This is a genomic window from uncultured Polaribacter sp., assembly GCF_947501385.1.
Lineage (GTDB): Bacteria > Bacteroidota > Bacteroidia > Flavobacteriales > Flavobacteriaceae > Polaribacter.
Genome location: NZ_CANMVP010000002.1, coordinates 80,232 through 102,083 on the forward strand (window position 1 = coordinate 80,232; position 21,852 = coordinate 102,083).

16 protein-coding genes, 1 tRNA gene and 1 pseudogene are annotated in these 21,852 nt (G+C 31.7%); 11 read left to right on the forward strand and 7 right to left on the reverse strand.

Annotated elements, in window-relative coordinates:
* Positions 1–125: 125 nt before the first annotated feature.
* From Q0998_RS01820 to Q0998_RS01835, 4 genes are all read right to left on the reverse strand, one after another.
* Positions 126–2,873 carry a DNA gyrase/topoisomerase IV subunit A gene (locus Q0998_RS01820; RefSeq protein ID WP_299665383.1) on the reverse strand — a complete coding sequence of 916 codons (2,748 nt, stop codon included), beginning with the start codon at positions 2,871–2,873 and terminating at the stop codon, positions 126–128.
* Between the two features lie 137 nt (positions 2,874–3,010).
* Complete coding sequence (locus Q0998_RS01825) at positions 3,011–3,550, reverse strand: ORF6N domain-containing protein (protein WP_299665419.1); 540 nt, start codon at positions 3,548–3,550, stop codon at positions 3,011–3,013.
* A gap of 312 nt (positions 3,551–3,862) precedes the next feature.
* Positions 3,863–4,072 carry a hypothetical protein gene (locus Q0998_RS01830; RefSeq protein WP_299665422.1) on the reverse strand — a complete coding sequence of 70 codons (210 nt, stop codon included), beginning with the start codon at positions 4,070–4,072 and terminating at the stop codon, positions 3,863–3,865.
* 88 nt (positions 4,073–4,160) lie between these two features.
* A complete protein-coding gene (locus Q0998_RS01835; RefSeq protein WP_299665424.1) occupies positions 4,161–6,020 on the reverse strand; it encodes a DNA topoisomerase IV subunit B in 1,860 nt (619 codons plus the stop codon).
* A 399-nt stretch (positions 6,021–6,419) separates the two neighbouring features.
* Between Q0998_RS01835 and lysA the strand changes: the two genes are divergently transcribed.
* The 8 genes and pseudogenes from lysA to Q0998_RS01875 form a co-directional block, all read left to right on the forward strand.
* Positions 6,420–7,667, forward strand: coding sequence for a diaminopimelate decarboxylase (gene lysA / locus Q0998_RS01840; protein ID WP_299665426.1), 1,248 nt, complete (start codon positions 6,420–6,422; stop codon positions 7,665–7,667).
* Between the two features lie 87 nt (positions 7,668–7,754).
* Complete coding sequence (locus Q0998_RS01845) at positions 7,755–8,267, forward strand: N-acetyltransferase (protein ID WP_299665429.1); 513 nt, start codon at positions 7,755–7,757, stop codon at positions 8,265–8,267.
* Between the two features lie 516 nt (positions 8,268–8,783).
* Entirely contained in the window at positions 8,784–10,931 is a 2,148-nt protein-coding gene (locus Q0998_RS01850) for a Tex family protein (protein WP_299665432.1), read from the forward strand.
* A 47-nt stretch (positions 10,932–10,978) separates the two neighbouring features.
* Positions 10,979–11,398: a hypothetical protein gene (locus Q0998_RS01855; RefSeq protein WP_299665435.1), complete on the forward strand. Its 420-nt coding sequence runs from the start codon at positions 10,979–10,981 to the stop codon at positions 11,396–11,398.
* Positions 11,398–11,700, forward strand: a complete 303-nt coding sequence (locus Q0998_RS01860; protein ID WP_299665438.1) for a type II toxin-antitoxin system RelE/ParE family toxin — start codon at positions 11,398–11,400, stop codon at positions 11,698–11,700. The genes Q0998_RS01855 and Q0998_RS01860 overlap by 1 nt, the downstream gene beginning before the upstream one ends.
* A gap of 44 nt (positions 11,701–11,744) precedes the next feature.
* Positions 11,745–12,269: a hypothetical protein gene (locus Q0998_RS01865; RefSeq protein ID WP_299665441.1), complete on the forward strand. Its 525-nt coding sequence runs from the start codon at positions 11,745–11,747 to the stop codon at positions 12,267–12,269.
* 8 nt (positions 12,270–12,277) lie between these two features.
* A complete protein-coding gene (locus Q0998_RS01870; protein WP_299665444.1) occupies positions 12,278–14,650 on the forward strand; it encodes a DNA topoisomerase 3 in 2,373 nt (790 codons plus the stop codon).
* 325 nt (positions 14,651–14,975) lie between these two features.
* Positions 14,976–15,197: pseudogene (locus Q0998_RS01875) on the forward strand (transposase); the annotation flags it as partial.
* A gap of 85 nt (positions 15,198–15,282) precedes the next feature.
* Here Q0998_RS01875 and Q0998_RS01880 read toward each other — a convergent pair.
* Together Q0998_RS01880 and bshB1 are read right to left on the reverse strand one after the other, a co-directional pair.
* Positions 15,283–15,358, reverse strand: a tRNA-His gene (locus Q0998_RS01880).
* Between the two features lie 53 nt (positions 15,359–15,411).
* On the reverse strand, positions 15,412–16,128 hold the full coding sequence (gene bshB1 / locus Q0998_RS01885; RefSeq protein WP_299665447.1) for a bacillithiol biosynthesis deacetylase BshB1: 717 nt from the start codon (positions 16,126–16,128) through the stop codon (positions 15,412–15,414).
* 298 nt (positions 16,129–16,426) lie between these two features.
* Here bshB1 and Q0998_RS01890 point away from each other — a divergent pair, with 298 nt between their 5' ends.
* From Q0998_RS01890 to Q0998_RS01900, 3 genes are all read left to right on the forward strand, one after another.
* Positions 16,427–18,268: an SLC13 family permease gene (locus Q0998_RS01890; protein WP_299665450.1), complete on the forward strand. Its 1,842-nt coding sequence runs from the start codon at positions 16,427–16,429 to the stop codon at positions 18,266–18,268.
* 33 nt (positions 18,269–18,301) lie between these two features.
* Positions 18,302–19,930 carry a phosphoenolpyruvate carboxykinase (ATP) gene (pckA, locus tag Q0998_RS01895; RefSeq protein ID WP_299665453.1) on the forward strand — a complete coding sequence of 543 codons (1,629 nt, stop codon included), beginning with the start codon at positions 18,302–18,304 and terminating at the stop codon, positions 19,928–19,930.
* 61 nt (positions 19,931–19,991) lie between these two features.
* On the forward strand, positions 19,992–20,672 hold the full coding sequence (locus tag Q0998_RS01900; protein WP_299665456.1) for a DUF2490 domain-containing protein: 681 nt from the start codon (positions 19,992–19,994) through the stop codon (positions 20,670–20,672).
* Here Q0998_RS01900 and Q0998_RS01905 read toward each other — a convergent pair.
* Entirely contained in the window at positions 20,669–21,826 is a 1,158-nt protein-coding gene (locus tag Q0998_RS01905; RefSeq protein WP_299665459.1) for a PLP-dependent aspartate aminotransferase family protein, read from the reverse strand. The two genes, Q0998_RS01900 and Q0998_RS01905, sit on opposite strands and share 4 nt — an antisense overlap.
* Between the last annotated feature and the right edge of the window lie 26 nt (positions 21,827–21,852).

Here is a 21,852-nt window from a genome sequence, read left to right on the forward strand (position 1 = left end):
TATTTAAGCAATGTTTAACTAAGTGGCTTCTCCTGCAAGGTCTTTATTTTACCTTGTAGGTATCATAAAATAACGGTACAAAAACACCTACAAGGTTTTTGAAACCTTGCAGGAGAACATAATTTCTAAAACAGTTTCTGTTGCGTATCATCATCAGTATTCTCTTTTTTCTTCTGAATTGCTTTCTTTAAAAGTGCCTCTTTTTTATCCTCTTTATTTAATGCTGAACTTGGTTCAGTATCTTTTTTCTCAACAATAGGCACATCCATAGGCAAGGTTTCTTCTACAATCTCTTCATCTACCACTTCTATTTCTTCTGTCTTTTCTTCTTCTGGTTCCTCAAAAGGCAAAGAATCTAACAAGTTTACCTGCTTAATTTTATTGGTGGTAAATACATTGCCTTGTGCCTTGATGCCTTTTACAGCAATAAAAGCTTCAAAATTAATCTTCTCATTTTCTAAACTTCGTTTCGAATACTGCACTTCTGCAACGGGTCTGTAATCTGTCGCAATAATTTCTAATTGACTTTTAGGGTGTTCAGAAATAAACAGTTCTTCTTTCTCTGTAGTTTCAATCAAGAAGCGTTTTACATAATAACGTTCTTTTTCTCCATCTAAATAAATGGCAGAAATGGGTTTGTTCGGCTTCCATTTTTCTAACACAATCATATCGTCTTCAAAATGCATGGCCAAATCTGGTTTAACCGCTTTTGCTTTTCCACTTTGGGTGATGATTAATAATTTATCTTCCGCCTTAAACTCCCCTAACAATTCGCCTCTATCATCTACATTTAAACGCTGTACAGCATCGTCAAACCAAATTTTACGCGGTTTTAACGTAGAAACTCCTTCCGATTTAAAATCGACAGACCTTATGGTATATTTTGTAATTGTATTTCCTCTTACCGCTCTGCCTTTTACCGCTAAATCTGCAAAGTCAATATCCCATTTCAACTTTTTAACACTTCCAACAGCACGTAAATTAATGGTAACCACTTCTGCTTCTCCATTTGGATTTGCAGAAAAATAGAGTACTTTAGAGCCTTTATTTCCGTTTGCTAAATCGTATTCTTTATCTCTTGTTACAGAAGTCACATTAAAACGTTTCATATAAGACGCACCTTTTACACCATCTTTATACATAAAGTTATATACTGTTCTTTTGTCTTTCTTTTTAAACACCGCAACATGAATGATGTCTTTACCTACAAAAGTTTTCGAATCTACTTTTGTCACCATCATTTTACCATCTTTTCTAAAAACGATGATATCATCTATATCTGAACAATCGGTTACAAATTCGTCTCTTTTCAAAGAAGTTCCAATAAAACCTTCTGTCCGATTTACATAGAGTTTTGCATTGTTCATCGCAACCTTTGAGGCAACAATGTCATCAAAAATTCTGATTTCTGTCTTCCGCTCTTTTCCTTTTCCGTAAGTATCTTTTAAACGTTTGAAATAATCGATTGCAAATTCAATTAGATTTGCCAAATGCCCTTTTACCACTTCAATTTTAGCTTCTAAACCTTCAATAAATTGCTTAGCCTTATCGATATCAAATTTTGATATTTTCTTAATTCGAATTTCTGTTAAACGAACAATATCTTCCTCAGTAATGGCACGTTTTAAATGCTTGATATGCGGTTGTAAACCTGTATCGATTGCTTTGATTACGCCTTCCCAAGTTTCTTCCTCTTCAATATCTCGATAGATTCTGTTTTCTATAAAAATGCGTTCTAAGGAAGAGAAATGCCATTGTTCTTCCAATTCATTTAATTGAATTTCTAATTCTTTTTTCAGCAAATCGACTGTTAAATCTGTGGAGTGTTTCAATATTTCTGAAACACCTACAAAAACAGGTGTATTGTCTTCAATGGTACAAGCCAAAGGCGAAATAGAATTCTCACAATTGGTAAAAGCATACAACGCATCAATGGTTTTGTCTGGCGAAACGTTTGGTGGCAAATGCACCAATATTTCTACTTCTGCAGCGGTATTGTCTTCAATCTTACGAATCTTTATTTTTCCTTTTTCATTGGCTTTTATAATACTCTCAATCAATGAGGTTGTTGTGGTACCAAAAGGAATCTCATTAATTACTAAGGTCTTTTTATCGAATTGTGCAATTTTTGCACGCACACGCACCTTTCCTCCTCTTTTTCCATCGTTATAATTGGTGAAATCTGCGATTCCGCCCGTTAAAAAATCGGGAACAATTCTAAAACTTCTTCCTTTTAAGTATTTTATGGAAGCATCAATCAGCTCAATAAAATTATGAGGTAATATTTTGGTAGATAAACCTACTGCAATTCCCTCTGCTCCTTGTGCCAACAATAATGGAAATTTTACGGGTAAATCGATGGGTTCTTTTCTTCTTCCGTCATAAGACATTTTCCAATCCGTAGTTTTCGGGTTAAAAACAACGTCAAGTGCGAACTTAGATAATCTAGCTTCTATATAACGAGAAGCCGCTGCGCGGTCGCCTGTTAAGATATTTCCCCAGTTTCCTTGCATATCAATCAGCAATTCTTTCTGGCCAATCTGCACCATTGCGTCGGCAATGGAAGCATCTCCATGTGGATGGTATTGCATGGTATGACCCACGATATTCGCTACTTTATTGTAACGGCCATCGTCTAAATCTTTCATAGAATGCATAATTCTACGCTGTACAGGTTTTAAACCGTCTTCCAAAGAAGGCACTGCTCTTTCTAAAATTACATACGAAGCATAATCTAAAAACCACTCCTTGTACATTCCTGTGACTTTGGTAATGGTTTCTACAGCATCGTTCTCATTATCAAGAATTTCTTCTTGATTTTCTGGATTCGTTAATTCTTCTTCGCGTTCGTTTTCGTTTATTTCTTCACTCATCTAAAAACGTTAAATCGTTTAATTCTGTACTTATTTATTTGGGCGTTCGAGCGGGCTTTCCGCTATATCTTTTTGTAAAAAAACAAAAAGGATGTCGCTTCAATCCCTAACGCGGGGGTATTTAATAACTAATTGTTTTAATCATCAGCTTTTTTATAGCCAATTTTAGTTCTTTCTTTTTCGTTCTCTTTTTTATCAATCAATTCATCTAAATAAGAAAACACCAACTCTATATTTTTACTTTGATTCGTTACTTTTTTCTTGATTTCTTCAATTTCCAATCGCAGACTCAAATTATCACTTAATAATTCTCGCATTTTCGTGAAAATCCTGATAATTTTAATGTTTACAGCAATCGCTCTATCACTATTTAAAACGCTCGATAACATGGCAACTCCTTGTTCTGTAAAAACCATTGGAAGATATTTTGAATGCTCTCCTCTCTTTAAGGTGCCAAATTGACTCCTTAAAGAATCGTATTCTTCTTTAGACATTTCAAACATAAAATCTTCAGGAAAACGATTTATATTTCTACGGACTTGTCTTTTCAAAATTTTAGTTTCCACTTGATATAATTCCGCCAAATGGCTATCTAACAGTACCTTTTGATTCCGAATCAGATAGATTTTGTTAGTAATAATTTCATCAGGAATTATTAAACTTTCTTTTGCTGTCATTTTTTATAATCTTGAGGTCATAGTTTGTGACCTCAAGTTTGTCTTTTCTTTTTCTCTTAATTGGAGGTCGCAAATTGCGATCTCCAATCTTTAGTCTCCAGACCTCACAGGTTTTTAAAACCTGTGAGGTCTTTATAAAATCTTAAGGTGCCAATTTTACACTTCACATTTCAATAAATATTGTTAGTAAATTCTCATAGAGTTTTTTTAAAACACTATTATTATCTAACTTTTCTTACCAATGCATATTTTACTTCTAAAAGTTCAATTTTATTTAAATCTAAAATATTCCCTCCATCATTTCCCTTAATCTCAACAATTATTGTACAATTTGAATTCGATTAGATCTGTAGAATTGTCATCACAAGCTACTTGTATTGTTTCAGTGTAATAGTAAGCTTTTCCACCAAAACCTGTTATATAATCTTGATCGATATTCCTATAACAATCTTCTTCTTTATTTGATGTACAACTTGCAAAAATAATTATTACAGTTACTATTAGTAGTTTTAATAATTTCATATGATTATTATTTTATTTATTAATTTATGTTAACTTGAAAGTTTATTTGTAATTAGTATTTACAATATTAAATTTAAAACAGTCAGTTTCATACTTCCTCCTCAATCGTATCCAACTCAACCTTCAAATTCTCAATAATAAATTTCTGTCTATCAGGTGTATTTTTTCCCATATAGAATTGCAACATTGCTTCAATAGACATTTCTTTATCTAACATTACAGGATCTAAACGAATGTCATCACCAATAAAATGAACAAATTCGTTTGGCGAAATCTCACCCAAACCTTTAAATCTTGTAATTTCTGGTTTTCCTCTTAACTTTTCAATGGCATCTCGTTTTTCTTCTTCAGAATAACAATAAAAAGTTTGTTTCTTATTTCTGACTCTAAACAATGGGGTTTCTAAAATATATAAATGTCCTTCTTTGATTAATTCTGGAAAAAATTGCAAGAAAAAAGTAATTAATAACAAACGAATGTGCATTCCATCCACATCGGCATCCGTTGCAATAACAATATTATTGTAACGCAGATCTTCTAATCCGTCTTCAATATTTAAAGCTGCTTGTAACAAATTAAATTCCTCATTTTCATACACAATTTTTTTACTTAGTCCGAAAGAATTCAAAGGCTTTCCTTTTAAACTAAAAACCGCTTGCGTGTTTACATTTCTCGATTTTGTAATCGATCCAGAAGCAGAATCTCCCTCTGTGATAAACAAAGTAGATTCTAAGTAATTATCTTTTTTAATATCTCCTAAATGAATTCTACAATCACGTAATTTTTTATTGTGTAAACTCGATTTTTTAGCTCTGTCTCTTGCCAATTTCCGAATACCAGAAAGTTCTTTACGTTCTTTCTCAGCTTGCATTATTTTTTTTTGAAGCATTTCTGCTACAACCGTGTTCTTATGTAGGTAATTATCTAATTGTGTTTTTACAAAATCGTTGATATAGGTTCTAACCGTCGGCAAACCATCGCCCATTTCTGTAGATCCTAACTTTGTTTTTGTCTGACTTTCAAATACAGGTTCCATCACTTTAATCGCAATGGCAGAAATAATGGATTTACGAACATCTGAAGCTTCAAAATTCTTTCCGTAAAACTCACGAATCGTTTTTACAACCGCTTCTCTAAATGCCGCTTGGTGCGTTCCACCTTGTGTGGTATGTTGTCCGTTTACAAATGAATGGTATTCTTCTGAATATTGTGTCTTACTATGTGTAATGGCAACTTCAATATCATCACCTTTTAAATGAATTATGGGATACAACATATCTTCTTGATTGTTGTTATCTTCCAATAAATCTTTTAAACCATTTTCTGAAAAGAATTTTTCTCCATTAAAAATAATGGTCAAACCCGGATTCAAGTACACATAATACTTCAGCATTTTTGCTACATATTCATTTCTGTATTTGTATTTTTTAAAAATCTCTTCATCTGGAATAAAAGATACTTTGGTTCCTTTTCTTCTGGAGGTTTCTTCTAAAAATTCTTGATTTTCTAGATTTCCTTGGCTGAATTCTGCCGATGCAGATTTTCCATCTCTGGAAGATTCCACTCTAAAAAAAGAAGAAAGTGCGTTTACAGCTTTTGTACCCACTCCGTTTAAACCCACCGATTTTTTAAAGGCTTTCGAATCGTATTTTCCACCAGTGTTCATTTTAGAAACAACGTCTACAACCTTTCCTAAAGGAATTCCACGACCATAATCGCGCACCGTAACTTTGGTTCCTTGAATAGAAATTTCGATGGTTTTTCCAGCGCCCATCACATATTCATCAATAGAATTGTCTAAAACTTCTTTCACTAAAATATAGATTCCGTCATCCGCAGAAGATCCGTCACCCAATTTACCAATGTACATTCCTGGACGCATTCTAATATGCTCTTTCCAATCTAAAGACCTGATATTATCTTCTGTATATTTTGTTTCTTGACTCATAAAATGGCGTACTACAGTTAGCTTTGAAGTACTTGTAAAAATAGAGTTTCACAAAGAAAAATGAAATGGCTTTGACAATTAGTTATCAACAGGATTTCAACGAAAAATTAACGAATTTTTTCCGCGAATGCACGAATGAATAAAAAATAAAAAAAAGACACTAATTTCACGGATTTCACAAATAAAAATCTTTAGATTTTTTGTTTGTGAAACTTTTTAATTCGCATTTATTTGTGAAATGGGTGTGTCTTTAAAACTTTAATTCGTGCATTCGTGGTAAAATCAAACATTATTTTTAGCGTAAAAACCACAATAAAAAACAATTTGTTATATTTTTAAACAAATCAAAGTATATTAAACAATTTTATTACTTTTGAAGAAAAATAAAAAGATAGTATTGTGGAAAGAACGCAACTTTTAGAAATAGCAAACAAATACGGAAGCCCTATATATGTTTACGATACAGATAAAATCGAATCGCAATACAATAGGTTAACAGATGCTTTTAGCACGGTTAAAAACTTAAAATTGAATTATGCTGTAAAAGCACTTTCAAATATTAATATTTTAAAATTTTTGACAAATATTGGTGCTGGTTTAGATACAGTTTCCATTCAAGAAGTGCAATTGGGATTAACTACAGGAATCGACCCAAAGAAAATCATTTTTACGCCAAACGGTGTTTCTTTAATAGAAATTGAAGAAGTGGCGAAGTTAGGTGTTCAAATTAATATTGATAATTTGTCTATTCTAGAATTATTCGGTCAAAAACATCCTGAAATTCCTGTTTGTGTTCGTATCAATCCGCATATTATGGCAGGCGGAAATTCTAAAATTTCTGTAGGTCATATCGATTCTAAATTTGGAATTTCCATTCATCAGGTTCCTCATATCAAACGTGTTGTTGAAAACACAGGGATGAATATCAACGGTATTCACATGCACACAGGTTCTGATATTTTAGATATTGATACCTTTTTACGAGCTTCAGAAATCTTATTTGATGTGGCAAAACAATTTGAAAACATCGATTTTATCGACTTTGGAAGTGGATTTAAAGTACCTTATAAAGAAGGTGATATTTCTACAGATATTGAGCAATTAGGTTTGCAATTATCAAAAAGATTCAACGATTTTTGTGTTGAATATGGCAAAGAAATCACGCTAATGTTTGAACCAGGGAAATTTTTAGTGTCTGAAGCAGGTGTTTTTCTTGCAAAAGTAAATGTGGTAAAACAAACAACTTCTACCGTTTTTGCGCACGTAGATTCTGGTTTTAACCACTTGGTAAGACCTATGATGTATGATGCTTATCATCATATTACCAACATTTCAAATCCTACAGGAAGAGATCGTTATTACTCTGTGGTTGGTTATATTTGTGAAACAGATACCTTTGGCTCTAACAGAAGAATTGCAGAAATTTCTGAAGAAGATGTGCTATGTTTCTATAACGCTGGTGCGTATTGTTTCTCAATGGCATCTAACTACAATTCACGTTATTTACCCGCAGAAGTGATGGTATATCAAGGAAAAGACTATTTAATTAGAAAAAGACAAACGATTCAAGATATTTTACACAATCAAGAAATTGTTGAGTTTACTCCGAAAAATAAAAGCAAAAAAAAAGAAGAAGTACCTACTTAAAAATTTCTAAAAATAAATTAATTTAGCCACAGAAACACAAAATTATAATTTGTGAATTTGTGGCTATTTTTTATACCTAATTTATCAATGAAAATTCAACTTTCTAGTTTTGAAGATATTCCTAAAATCATGGTAATTATTGACGATGCAAAAACATACTTAGCCTCGCAAAAAATAGATCAATGGCAAAATGGATACCCCAATGCGGAACAAGTAGAAAACGATCTAAAAAATGGAGAAAGTTATATAGTTACAAATGATGAAAATCAAGTGATGGCCACTGCTATGTTTACTACAAACAAAGAACCAACCTACAAGACTATTGAAGGAAATTGGATCATTGATGAAACCGAAAAATATGGCGTAGTTCATAGAATGGCCATTAAAAAAGAATTTCGAAAATTTGGTTTGGCAACTTTTATGCTTCATGAATTTCATTTGCAACTGTTAGAAAAAAACATCAAAAGTTTAAAGATAGACACACATGAAAATAATTTAGGAATGCAATCACTAATAAAAAAATTAGGCTATATATATTGTGGCATTATTTATACTGATTATGGCGCTAAAAGATTGGCTTTTGAGAAAGTGATTTCTTAATATTTTTTTTGCCACAAATTCACTAATAAAAAGACATCTCGATACAAAATTCTTGAAAAAAGAATTTTACTCGATGTGATAGCACGTGAGTCGTTTAGCCCAACAGTAAGGAACACACTGTCACTTCTGTATAAGTTAACTAATTCGGAACCCAAGAAAAAATTGTCAAGCGGTTATAAATGACGTGAATTGGTCTATAAATATGTCTGTTCGAGACCCGAGAAAAAAAATTTCAAGCGATTGGAATGACGTGAGATAAATGCTTGTAAGCATGTCTGTTCGAGCGCAGTCGAGAACTAATAAGTATCTAATAATCAATAAATTAAATAAATACGTCAATGGTAACGTTCCGAAACTTCGGAAGAGAACTATTAAGTATCTAAAAATCAATAAATTTAAAAAACATATCAATGGTCTCGATTTTGTTGAAGAATTAAACAAAATTGTATCGAGAAGTTTTATCAATTTAGAAATTCGTGAATTCGTGGCTGATTTCAAAAAAATTCAAAATAAAAAATGCAATTACTTTCCTACATAATTCAACAAACACAGATTCCAGAGAAATCTATTCAAAATACCCTTTCATTATTAAATGAAGATGCCACCATTCCTTTTATCTCAAGATATAGAAAGGAAATGACTGGAAATCTAGATGAAGTTCAGATTGGAGAAATTGTAAAGTTTAAAGAAATTTTTGAAGGGTTAGAAAAGCGAAAAAAAGCCATTTTAAAGGCTTTGGAGGAACAAAACGTTCTATCATCTGAATTAGAGCAAAAAGTTAGTAACTCTAAAAATCTTATTTCTTTAGAAGATTTGTATCTACCTTTTAAGAAAAAACGAAAAACCAAAGCAGAAACTGCGCGTTTGCAAGGTTTAGAACCATTGGCAAAAATAATCATGAGTCAACGTGTAAATGATTTGGAGCATACGGCTTCAAAATACACTTCCAACGAGGTTGAAACCATTGAAAATGCTTTAGAAGGTGCTCGTTTTATCATTGCAGAATGGATCAATGAGCGCACAGATATTCGAAATAATATTCGGTATCAATTAGAGCGTTTTGCACAAATTTCATCAAAAGTGATTAAAACTAAAAAGGATGGTACTTCGACTGCGCTCAGTACAGGCTCTCAAGCACAAAAATTCAAAGATTATTTTGATTGGGAAGAATCTTTAAATAGAATTCCATCACACAGATTATTGGCAATTTTAAGAGCAGAAAACGAAGGTTTTATTCGCGTAAAAATAGCAATTGACAAAGAAAAAGCGCTTCAAAAAATGGAAGACCGAATGATTCGTTCTCAAAACGAGTGTTCAGAGCAAATTCAATTGGCAATTCAAGATGCTTATAAACGTTTATTATATCCCTCTTTATCAAATGAAGCGTTATCAATCGCAAAAGAAAAAGCAGATGAAGCTGCCATTGCAGTTTTTACAAAAAACTTAAAGCAACTATTATTGGGGGCTCCTCTAGGCGAAAAAAGAATTTTAGCAATTGATCCTGGATTTAGATCCGGTTGTAAAGTGGTTTGTTTGAATGAACAAGGTGATTTGCTATACAATGAAAACATTTATCCACATGCGCCACAAAATCAAACACGAGAAGCATCAGAAAAAATTAACTTATTAGTTGATACATATACAATTGAAGCGATTGCCATTGGAAACGGAACAGCATCTAGAGAAACCAAACAATTAGTACAGAAAATTCAATTTAAAAATGATATCGAAGTTTTTGTAGTGAGTGAAGCTGGTGCCTCTATTTATTCCGCTTCTAAAATTGCAAGAGATGAATTTCCAAATCACGATGTTACCGTTCGTGGTTCGGTTTCGATTGGACGTAGATTGCAAGATCCCTTGGCAGAATTGGTAAAGATTGATGCAAAATCAATTGGAGTTGGACAATATCAGCATGATGTGGATCAATTAAAATTAAAAAAATCTTTAGATACAACAGTTGAAAGTTGTGTAAACACAGTTGGGGTAAACATCAACACAGCAAGTGAATCTTTATTGAGTTATGTTTCAGGAATTGGACCAAAAATTGCAGAAAACATTGTGAATTATAGAAATAAAAATGGTTCTTTTACTTCAAGAATTGCCATTAAAAAAGTACCACGTTTGGGCGGAAAAGCCTTTGAACAAGCGGCTGGTTTTTTACGAATTAAGAATGCTAAGAATCCGTTGGATGATTCTGGAGTCCATCCAGAAAGTTATGCTTTGGTTGATAAAATGGCAAAAGATTTAAAAGTTAAAGTTTCCAATTTAATTGGAAATAAAGAAATCCTTCAAAAAATAAATTTAAAAAATTATATTTCGGAAATCATTGGTTTACCAACTTTAGAAGATATTATTAAAGAATTGGAAAAACCAGGTGTTGACCCAAGAGAAAAGGCAAAAGCATTTTCTTTTGATCAAAATATAAAGGCAATTTCCGACTTAAGAACTGGACAAATCTTACCAGGAATTGTAAATAACATTACCAATTTTGGTTGTTTTGTAGATATCGGAATCAAAGAAAGTGGCCTAATTCATGTTTCTAATTTATCAGATACTTTTGTAAAAGATGTAAATAGTATTGTGTCTTTAAATCAACAAATTAAGGTGAAAGTTTTAGAGGTTGATGTGGTGAGGAAGCGCATTCAATTGGCTTTGGTGAAGTAATTCTTGAACTCAAAAAAAAAATCTTATCTTTATAAAAAGAAAAAAAAATGGACATTCAAATAACAAAAATAGAATTAATTAAGGAAATTTTGGATATTGAAAATCCAGAACTAATAGAAAAATTTGTAAATCTTTTGAAAAAAGAAAAAAAAGATTTTTGGGATGAATTAAGTTTATCACAAAAAGTAGAAATTGAAAAAGCTGATTTAGAAATTCTCAATGAAGAAACTTCAGACTATAAAACCTTCATGGCTTCGCATAGAAATTCTAAATTAGATTTTGTCAAGGATTTTATTAATTTAAATGATGAAGAAACAATCAGGAAACTTGAAAATATTCTTTGGCAAAAAAAGGATTTTTGGAATGAACTAAGTGCTTCTCAAAAAGATGAAATAAATCTTGGAATCAAACAATTAGATGAAGGAAAAAAAGTGTCATTCGAATCTTTTTTAAACAAAGTATCTTAATGAAAGCTGTTCTTTCTGAACTTGCCGAGTCTAAATTATTAATACTATCTACTTATCTTACAGAAAACTGGAGTTTACAAGTTAAAAACAATTTCTTTAAGAAATTAGCCAATAAAGTTCATCAAATAGAATCTCAACCATACAGTTGCATAGAATCTTTTGAGTTTAAAGGACTTTATAAGTGCGTCGTGACAAAACAAACTACTTTTTATTATCGAATTTCCGAAAAACAACAAGAAATAGAAATAATTACAATCTTCGACACGAGACAAAATCCTAATAAGTTATACAAGGATTTATAAAACTTACTTAATATTTTATTACTTTCGATTTCTTAAAAATTATTATGAAAAAAATTAAATATTTTCTTTTCGCAGCTATTTTAGTATTTGTATTATCATGTAACTCGAATTCAAAAGATGATTGCACAAAAACAATTATTGTTCAGTATGAGTATAATATTACGACTCAATATGGTTCAATATATTACCCAGAAATTACACAAGAAGTGCCTTGTGATTTCCCTGACCCAGATCTAGTTGGAACAATTACAAGCCCTCCAAAATTAAAAGAATTTTCTTACGAAATATTAGAATTAAGTATAATAACTGATACTGGAAATAACACAAGCAAGATATCATACAAAATTCAACTCAATAATTTAAGTAATAATTTAGTTAATGGTCTTCCTTATTTAACAGTCAGATTAAATAATGATAGCTCTACGGTTTCTTATGCTTTTAAAGATGGATGTTCAGTGTTGGAGGCAAACTCTAATTGCATTATATCTTATGAAGCTGAAGATTCATTAGATTTAGGTATAATTACTGCTTTTTCAATTGAAAATGTAGAATATTTAATAATTAAATAATTAAGATTTTGAAAGTCTGTATTGCCGAAAAACCAAGTGTAGCAAGAGAAATTGCTAATATTCTGGGAGCCAACACAAAACGTGATGGTTTCTACGAAGGAAATGGCTATGCGGTCACCTATACTTTTGGGCATTTGTGTACCCTTTTAGAACCGAAAGATTACAAACCGCATTGGAAAAGTTGGGATTTGAACAATTTACCAATGTTACCAGAACGTTTTGATACAAAAGTTACGGGTGATGCAGGAATTAAAAAGCAATTTAATATTGTAAAATCTTTATTCGATAAGGCAGATGTTGTCATTAATTGCGGAGATGCAGGAACCGAAGGAGAACTCATTCAACGTTGGGTAATTAATCAATGTAATTACAAAGGAAAAGTACAACGTTTATGGATTTCTTCATTGACTGAAGAAGCGATTAAAGAAGGATTCAAAAATTTAAAACCTTCAGAACAATATGACAATCTCTATTATGCAGGATTTTCTCGCGCCATTGGAGATTGGCTGTTAGGTTTAAATGCAACTCGTTTATACACCGTAAAATATGGCGGCTACAAACAAGTTTTATCCGTTGGTAGAGTGCAAACTCCTACCCTAGCTATGTTGGTGAATCGTTTTGTTGAAATTCAGAATTTTAAACCACAACCGTATTGGGAATTACAAACAACGTATAGAAATACACTTTTTAATTATGAAGATGGACGTTTTCTAAAACAAGAAGACGGACAAGTTTTAGCGAATAAAGTAAAGGAATCAGATTTTGAAATTGTTTCTGTCACCAAAAAGAAAGGAAAAGAATACGCCCCAAAATTGTTCGATTTAACAGGTTTACAAGTGTATTGCAATAATAAATTTGGATTTTCTGCGGATGAAACCCTAAAAATGGTTCAGAAATTATATGAAATGAAAGTGGTTACCTATCCAAGAGTAGATACTACTTTTTTACCCAATGATGTATATCCTAAAATTGCTGGAATCTTATCTAAACTGACAAATTACAGTGCATTAACACAACCTCTTTTAGGAAGTAAAATAAAGAAATCGAAACGAGTTTTTGATGATAAAAAAGTAACAGATCACCACGCAATTATCCCAACAGGAATTCAAGGGAATCTGCAATACAATCAACAACAGGTGTATGATATTATCACCAGAAGATTTATTGGTGTGTTTTATCCAGATTCTGATGTTTCTAACACCTCTGTAATTGGTAAAGCTGCCGACGTTCCTTTTAAAACAACAGGAAAAGAAATTCTAACCAAAGGTTGGCGTGTTGCTTTCGAAACTGAAGAGAGTAAGATAAAAAAGGAATTAAATGAACAGCAAACATTACCTGCATTTGTAAAAGGCGAAAAAGGACCACACGAACCCTCGTTTTTAGAAAAGGAAACAAAACCACCAAGAAATTTTACAGAAGCAAGTTTATTACGTGCCATGGAAACTGCTGGAAAGCAGGTAGACGATGATGAAATGCGTGAGTTAATGAAAGAAAACGGAATTGGAAGACCTTCAACTAGAGCAAGTATTATAGAAACTTTATTCCGAAGAAAATATATAGAACGGAAGAAAAAACTAGTTTTACCAACACAAACAGGCATCGACTTAATCAATTTAATTGATAATGAATTGTTAAAATCTGCTGAACTCACAGGACGTTGGGAAAAGCGCTTAAAGGAAATAGAACGAGGAGAATTCAATGCAGGAACTTTCATCAACAACATGAAAAAAATGGTAGATGAATTGGTCTATGAAGTTCGCGCAAACAAAACTTCTAAACGAATTTCCTCTAACGATGTCCGTTCGAGCATTTCGACTTCGCTCAATACAGGCTCTGTCGAGAACTCATCAAAACCTCAAAAAACAAAAAACTCTGACAAATCCAAAAAGCAAGTTGTTGGAAAAACCTGTCCGAAATGTAAAAAAGGACAATTGATAAAAGGTTCTGCTGCTTTTGGTTGCTCTGAATATAAACACAATTGTGATTTAAAAATTCCATTTGAAATTTACGGAAAGAAAATTTCTGAAAATCAATTAATTCGTTTGCTTGATAAAGGTTGTACCACCAATTTAAAAGGTTTTAAAACAGATGCCAAAAAAGTTGATGGCTTAATTCGTTTTGATGAAAATTTTAATTTAAAATTAGAACCAAAAGCAACTACATCTAAAATGTCCCCTCGAGCGGAGTCGAGAGGTCAATCATCAAATAAAATACCTTGTCCGAAATGTAAAAAAGGAACTGTTTTAAAAGGAAAAGCTGCGTATGGTTGTTCAGGTTATAAAACGGGTTGTGACTTTGTTTTTACGTTTGAAAACATCAAAAAAATGGCTAATGGAAAATCTTTAACGAAAGAGTTGGTTTTAGATATTATTTCTAAATAGTTAATTTTTCTAACAATTATCATTCCTGTTAAAACAGGAATCTATATTTGGTAAATTGAAATTCTAAGAATGAATTATGGGTTCCTGCCTTCGCAGGAATGACAAGGAGATTGCTCCTCGTTCCTCAATCGGAATGATCTGTGTTAATTTTTTTTTTCTTTGTTAAACTAATCTCTATTTTAGAAATATAAATTTTGATGATTTTCATCATAATATCTCTTATTGGTAGCAATAGAAATATTTGTTTTATTAATTTATTTGCCAATACTACTTTCTGGTTTTCCTTTTTCTTTTAACTGTGTATGCATGACGTGCTAAATGGGATGAAAAAGTAAGACAAGCTGGTTTTAAAAGTTTCAACACAATCGCCAGAACAATGTCCATACATTATCAAAACATCTTAAACTACTTTGATAACCGAAGTACAAATGCGTCAGCAGAATCTTTCAACGCAAAGATCAAAGCATTTAGAGCACAATTTAGAGGGGTCAGGAACGTAGGTTTTTTTCTATTTAGATTAACCACAAGTTTTGGACTTGATCCTTGATCCTTTTTGACTTGATCGTTTTTAAATTTCAAATAAAATTTGAACCACAAAAAAAGCTCCTTATTTCTAAGAAGCTTTATTTTTTGGGTGGAAGACGGGATTCGAACCCGCGACCCTCGGTACCACAAACCGATACTCTAACCAACTGAGCTACAACCACCATATAATTGCGGGTGCAAATATAAATATTTTTTCTTTTCTAAAACAATAAAAATTAGATTAATTTATCTAAATTTTCTACGGCTACATAACGTTCTGAGGTAAAACCTTCTGCGCATTCTACTCCAATTAACCTTCCAAAATCTCTAGATCTATAATTAATACTATCTATAAAATTTTTACTTGTAATTGGGGTTTCTGGCTTGTTGCTATTCGGGTCGTAAAATTGAGAAGAATATGCCAAAACTGCTTTCATTTTAACACCCATAAAACCCGTAACATCTACTACAAAATCAGGTTTTATATTTTTCCATTGTATATAATGATATACATGTTTTGGTCTCCATTTTTCTTGTAATTTCCCTGCTACTTCAGTTTCAACCTTTAGCAATCCACTTAAAAAACAAGCGTCAGAAACCAACTTGCTACCTTTTCCATGATCTATATGTCGATCATCAATTGCGTTACACAACACGATTTCTGGTTGGTATTTACGAATCATTTTAATGATTTCTAACTGATGCTCTTTATCATTTGTAAAAAATCCATCCGCAAAACTTAAATTTTTACGAACCGAGACACCCATAATTTTCGCTGCATTGTTCGCTTCAACTTCTCGCAACGCTGCGGAACCACGCGTTCCTAATTCCCCACGAGTCAAATCTATAATTCCTACTTTTTTCCCTAAAGAAACTTCTTTAGTAATTGTTGCACCACAACCCAATTCTACATCATCAGGATGCGCGCCAAAGGCTAATATGTCTAATTTCATATATATTTATTCTTAATTTCTATAACAACTTGAAGGAATTCTTACTATTTTTTTCAATTGAAAGCATCAAATTGAAGAATTTACAAATCAAAAATAACTCTTTTTCAAAGATTATATATCAAGCTATTATATCTATTACGTTTTCGAATTCATTTTATCACAAAATTGTACTATAAATTTTAATAAAATCATAATAATTATATGATTCATAGAAGTATGATTTATGTCATAAAAAGGATTTTTTTCTAGTTATAAATTTACTCTAAAGTAAATAAATGCGATTCTGAACAACAAAATTATGATTTATACAATGCTCATCATATTAACAATTACAATCACATTATTTGTGTGGGGAAAATATTCACCAGATGTTGTTGCATTGCTTTCTATGTTGAGTTTATTTCTTTGTGGAATATTAGATTTAAGTGAAACTTTAAGCGGATTTAGCAATCCTACAGTTATAATGATTGCTTCATTATTTATAATTGGAGAAGGACTATCGCAAACAGGTTGGACAGCTTTAGCAGGTAAAAAGTTAATAGAACTAGCAGGGAAAAGTGTGCCAAAATTATTAGTCATTATTACATTAGGTGCTGGCGTTCTGTCTGGTTTTGTAAGTAACACAGGTACTGTAGCAACTTTATTACCAGCTTCAATTTCTTCTGCTTGGAGTATTGGTACAATGCCTTCTAAGATATTAATTCCTGTTGCATTTGGTTCTAATACTGGTGGATTATTAACTTTAACAGGAACGCCACCTAACATTATTGTAAATAATGCTTTAATTGAAGCTGGTTTAAAAGGTTTTTCTTTCTTCGAGTTTGGATTGATTGGTTTACCACTTTTAATAATTGCAATTCTTTATTTTAGATATATAGGCTTTAAGTTATTACCGAAAAATAAAACAAATAATAAGCCTATAAATATAGATGCTACATTACACGAATGGATAGAGGCGTATCAAATTGAAAACGATTATTATCGTTTAAGAATTAGATCTATTTCTCCGCTTATAAATACCAAAATCAGCAAATGGGATTTAGAAAACACCTATAAAATAAATATTATACGTCTAAAAAGAAGGCATCCGAATAGATTAAAAGGAACACCATCTTTTATTGAATTTCCAGAAAAAAATACAAAACTAAAATACCATGATATTATTACTGTAAAAGGAAATACAGAAGATATCAACAGACTAATGATTTCTTTTAGGTTAGGTTTATTACACAAAAAATCTGCAGAAAATGAATTAAGACATAACTTAATAAATCAAGAAGTTGGCATGTCTGAAGTTTTAATTACACCTAAATCCCGTTTAGTTGGAAGAGAAATAAAATTACATGAATATTTTAAAAGATACGGCATTCAATTATTAGCAACTTCTAGACATAGAAAACCTTATTTAGAAGACATTATTACAGTAAAAGTAGGAGATAGTTTTATTATTAGAGGCTCTTGGAAAAACATCGAAAAGTTAAAAGACCAACATCAAAACGTAGTAGTTCTTGGCAGACCAGAAGAAATGTTAAAAGATATAGATGAATTAACCCTAAAATCTTACATCGCTTTAGCAGCATTGGTTCTAATGATTGTTTTATTAGTTCTAAAAACTGTTCCAGGAGCAATAGCTGCATTAATTTCTGCAGGAATTATATTATTTGCTGGTTGTGTTCCTTTCTCTAAAGCCTATAAATGTATTAGTTGGACTAGTGTAATAATGATTTCAGCAATGATTCCTATGGGAATTGCGATACAAAAAACAGGAACCGCAGCATTAATTTCTAATTCAATTATAAATATTCTAGGACAAGAAAATCCGACTTTATTGGTAGGAGGAATTTTTTTACTAACAACAACATTTAGTCAATTTATAAACAATTCTGCAACAGCAGTTTTAATGGTGCCGATTGTTCTGTTAGCAGCAAATACATTACAAATATCTCCAGAACCATTATTAATTACAATTGCAATTAGTGCATCAACAGCTTTTTTAACGCCAATAGGAACCACCACAAATGCCATGGTTATGAGTTCTGGAAACTATAAATTTTCAGATTACTTTAAAGTAGGTTTTCCACTTCTAGTACTCTTTTTAATAACAACATTAATTCTCGTGCCAATTATTTGGCCATTTTAATACATTAATATTTAACCTTTAAATGAAACTATTATGAAAACAAAATCTATTATTCCAAAAAAATCAGACTTAGGCGTTTACGGTATCAAAAACGTAACTGCAAATTGGAACTTATCTCCTGAAGAACTTCAGAAAATAACTGTAGAAAAAGGAATGGGAAGAGAAACTAAGAACAGAACTTTAGCAATTAATACAGGAAAATTTACGGGTAGATCTCCACAAGATAGATTTATTGTAAAAGACGATTATACTGTAGATAAAGTTTGGTGGGGAAAAACCAACAAACCAATTTCTCCCGCAAATTTTGATAGACTTCAAAACAATGTTCAAGAATATTTATCAAACAGAGAATTATATGTTAGAGACGGGTACGTTTGTGCAGACCCAACATACAGGACTAATATTAGAACTATAACAGAATATCCTTGGTCTAATTTGTTTATTTACAATATGTTTTTAAGACCTACAGAAGAAGAATTAACAGTCTTTAATGAAGATTGGTTAATTTTATGTGCACCAGGTTATGTCTGCGATGATCCAAAAGGGTATGGAATTCGTCAAGGAAACTTTTCAATCATCAACTTTACTAAAAAAATAGCGTTAGTTGGAGGTTCTGCATATACAGGAGAAATGAAAAAAGGTGTTTTTTCTGCATTAAATTTAATTTTACCAGTAGAAAGAAATGTTTTACCAATGCATTGCTCTGCAAATGTTGGTGAAGATGGAGACACAGCCATTTTCTTCGGATTATCAGGTACAGGAAAAACAACACTTTCTGCAGATCCTAGTAGAAAATTAATTGGAGATGATGAACATGGTTGGACGGCTGAAAACACTATTTTTAATTTTGAAGGTGGATGTTATGCAAAAGTTATTGATTTAACAGAAGAAAAAGAACCAGAGATTTTTAGAGCAATTAAACCAGGTGCTATCTTAGAAAATGTGGTTTTTAAAGAAGACGGAGACGTAGATTATATGGATGCATCTATTACACAAAACACACGAGTAAGTTACCCAATATATCATATAGATAATATTCAAGAACCTTCTTTTGCAGGAAATCCTAAAAATATTTTCTTTTTAACTTGTGATGCTTTTGGTGTGTTACCCCCAGTTTCTAAACTAACTCCAGGACAAGCTGCATATCACTTTATATCTGGTTATACCGCAAAAGTTGCAGGAACAGAAGCTGGTATTACTGAACCTGTACCTTCTTTTTCTGCTTGTTTTGGTGAACCTTTTATGCCATTACACCCAACAAAATATGCAGAAATGTTAAGTAAAAAAATGACAGAAGCTGGCGTAAATGTTTGGTTGTTAAATACTGGGTGGTCTGGCGGACCTTATGGAACTGGATCAAGAATTAAACTAAAATATACAAGAGCAATGATTACAGAAATCTTAAACGGAAGTTTAGACAATGTAGCATTTGAACAACACCCAATCTTTGGTTTGTTTATGCCAAAGTATTGCCCTAGTGTTCCAATAGAAATATTAGATCCTATGAACACTTGGTTGCAAAAAGGTGCCTACATAAGTAAAGCAATCCATTTAGCACATTTTTTCCATTTAAACTTTGAGAAATTTGCTGATGAAGCTTCAGAATATATTATTGAAGGTGGTCCATTAATTGATCAGCACCATCATTTAGAACATATGTAGTTTCTTTTAAGGCTGGGTTTTTATGAGAATTAAAAACCTAGCTTTTTTAGTTCTTAATGTTATGAAAAAAACAATTTTAGGATTCCTCTTCTTTTTTTCTTTTATTCACTTAAACGCACAAACAAAAGCAGAAAAAAACTTCGGAAGTTGGTATATGTATTATGGCAACCATATAATTTCTGATAAATGGAGTATTCTTACAGGTTTCGAAGAAAGAAATTACCAAACGTTTCAAAACTATAATTTAGTACTTTATAACATTGGTGTAAACTATAAAATTTCTAAAAAGTTTACAGCAACTACAAGTTATATGTATTTAGATATTGATAGGACTTTTGATCCTGATGTAAATCCAAATACAATAGAACACAGATATTATGGACAAATTTTTTATCCAACGAACTATTTTAAAATTCCATTTTCTCATCGCATAAGAGTTGAACATAGAAATCTCAATGCTATCGGCATAAAAACATTAATAAACAGAGTTCGATATCGATTTAAAACAAAGATTCCTCTTTATAAAAAGCTTTACATTACTGCAAGTAATGAATCTTTCTTAAATTTTAAAGGAAATCTCTATGCAGAAAATAGATTTTATGCAGCTTTTGGATTAAAAGCTTCAAAAAATATTTCTATAGAAATTGGCTATTTAGGGCATTATATAAATGATCTTCATTTAGATAGATTACAAGTTGGTTTGTTTTTAAAAACAGATTTTAGAAAAAAAGTAAAGCATTAACTCTTTACTTTTTCAATCGCTTGTTCAATATCTGCAATTAAATCTTCTGCTTCTTCAATGCCTACAGAAAAACGAATCAACCCATCTTTTATTCCTCTTTCTAAACGTTGTTTTTCACTTAATAAAGCATGCGTAGTTTGTGCAGGACTTACCGTGGTGCTCTCTAAACCAGCCAAACTCATAGAAGGTTTTATCAATTGCAAAGCATTTTGAAATTCCATCGCATCAATACCTTCTTTCAATTCAAAAGATAACATGGCACCAAAACCTTTCATCTGTTTTTTTGCCAATTCATACTGTGGATGACTTTTTAAACCTGGATAATAAACGCGATCTATATTTTCATTTCCTTCTAAATATGTTGCCATTTCTTGCGCATTTTTAGTTTGTTCCTTTACACGAAGGTTTAATGTTTTTAAACTTCTTTCTAACAACCAAACGGTTTGGTCGCTTAAATTTCCACCAAAATTAATGGCTGTTTTCCAAATTTGTTCAATATGTTTTTTAGACGCAGCAATGGCACCAGCAGAAATATCTGAATGACCGCCCATATATTTCGTTGCAGAGTGCAAAATAATATCAATTCCAAGATCAGCAGGATTTTGATTGATGGGTGAAGCAAATGTATTATCAATCATTGTTAGCATTCCATGTGCTTTCGCTAAACTAGAAATTGCTGCTATGTCTGTAATTCCTAATAACGGATTTGAAGGGGTTTCAATATATAGAATTTTGGTATTATCTTTTATCAACGCTTTAAAATCTGCTACTTTATCAGACTCCGTAAAAGAATATTCAATTCCGTATTTATCAAATTCTGAAACAATAAAATTATAGGTCCCGCCATAAATTACTTGTTGAATAATTACATGATCTCCAGTTTTTAAAAAAGCAAACATCGCTGCGGAAATTGCTGCCATTCCAGAACTAAAAATTAATCCATCTTCTGTATGTTCTAAAGCTGCTATTTTCTTACATAACATTTCTTGATTTGGTGTATTAAAATACCGCGGATATCTTTTTATAGCTACATCGTCAAAAGCATATGATGTAGACATATACATTGGAGAAACTGCACCTTTAAATTGTTCGTCTTTTACTTCACCAACGTGAACGCAGCTTGTATTTATTCCTAGTTTTTTTGAATTATTCATTTTAAAAAATTTCTGTATGCTAATTT

What these genes read in the sequence shown, in the direction of transcription:
- Q0998_RS01850 (WP_299665432.1), top strand. Translation starts at nt 8,784, where the DNA reads ATGCAATTACTTTCCTACATAATTCAACAAACACAGATTCCAGAGAAA.
- Q0998_RS01820 (WP_299665383.1), bottom strand. Translation starts at nt 2,873, where the DNA reads ATGAGTGAAGAAATAAACGAAAACGAACGCGAAGAAGAATTAACGAAT.
- Q0998_RS01855 (WP_299665435.1), top strand. Translation starts at nt 10,979, where the DNA reads ATGGACATTCAAATAACAAAAATAGAATTAATTAAGGAAATTTTGGAT.
- Q0998_RS01890 (WP_299665450.1), top strand. Translation starts at nt 16,427, where the DNA reads ATGATTTATACAATGCTCATCATATTAACAATTACAATCACATTATTT.
- Q0998_RS01900 (WP_299665456.1), top strand. Translation starts at nt 19,992, where the DNA reads ATGAAAAAAACAATTTTAGGATTCCTCTTCTTTTTTTCTTTTATTCAC.
- Q0998_RS01905 (WP_299665459.1), bottom strand. Translation starts at nt 21,826, where the DNA reads ATGAATAATTCAAAAAAACTAGGAATAAATACAAGCTGCGTTCACGTT.
- Q0998_RS01860 (WP_299665438.1), top strand. Translation starts at nt 11,398, where the DNA reads ATGAAAGCTGTTCTTTCTGAACTTGCCGAGTCTAAATTATTAATACTA.
- Q0998_RS01845 (WP_299665429.1), top strand. Translation starts at nt 7,755, where the DNA reads ATGAAAATTCAACTTTCTAGTTTTGAAGATATTCCTAAAATCATGGTA.
- Q0998_RS01830 (WP_299665422.1), bottom strand. Translation starts at nt 4,072, where the DNA reads ATGAAATTATTAAAACTACTAATAGTAACTGTAATAATTATTTTTGCA.
- bshB1 (WP_299665447.1), bottom strand. Translation starts at nt 16,128, where the DNA reads ATGAAATTAGACATATTAGCCTTTGGCGCGCATCCTGATGATGTAGAA.
- Q0998_RS01865 (WP_299665441.1), top strand. Translation starts at nt 11,745, where the DNA reads ATGAAAAAAATTAAATATTTTCTTTTCGCAGCTATTTTAGTATTTGTA.
- Q0998_RS01835 (WP_299665424.1), bottom strand. Translation starts at nt 6,020, where the DNA reads ATGAGTCAAGAAACAAAATATACAGAAGATAATATCAGGTCTTTAGAT.
- Q0998_RS01825 (WP_299665419.1), bottom strand. Translation starts at nt 3,550, where the DNA reads ATGACAGCAAAAGAAAGTTTAATAATTCCTGATGAAATTATTACTAAC.
- pckA (WP_299665453.1), top strand. Translation starts at nt 18,302, where the DNA reads ATGAAAACAAAATCTATTATTCCAAAAAAATCAGACTTAGGCGTTTAC.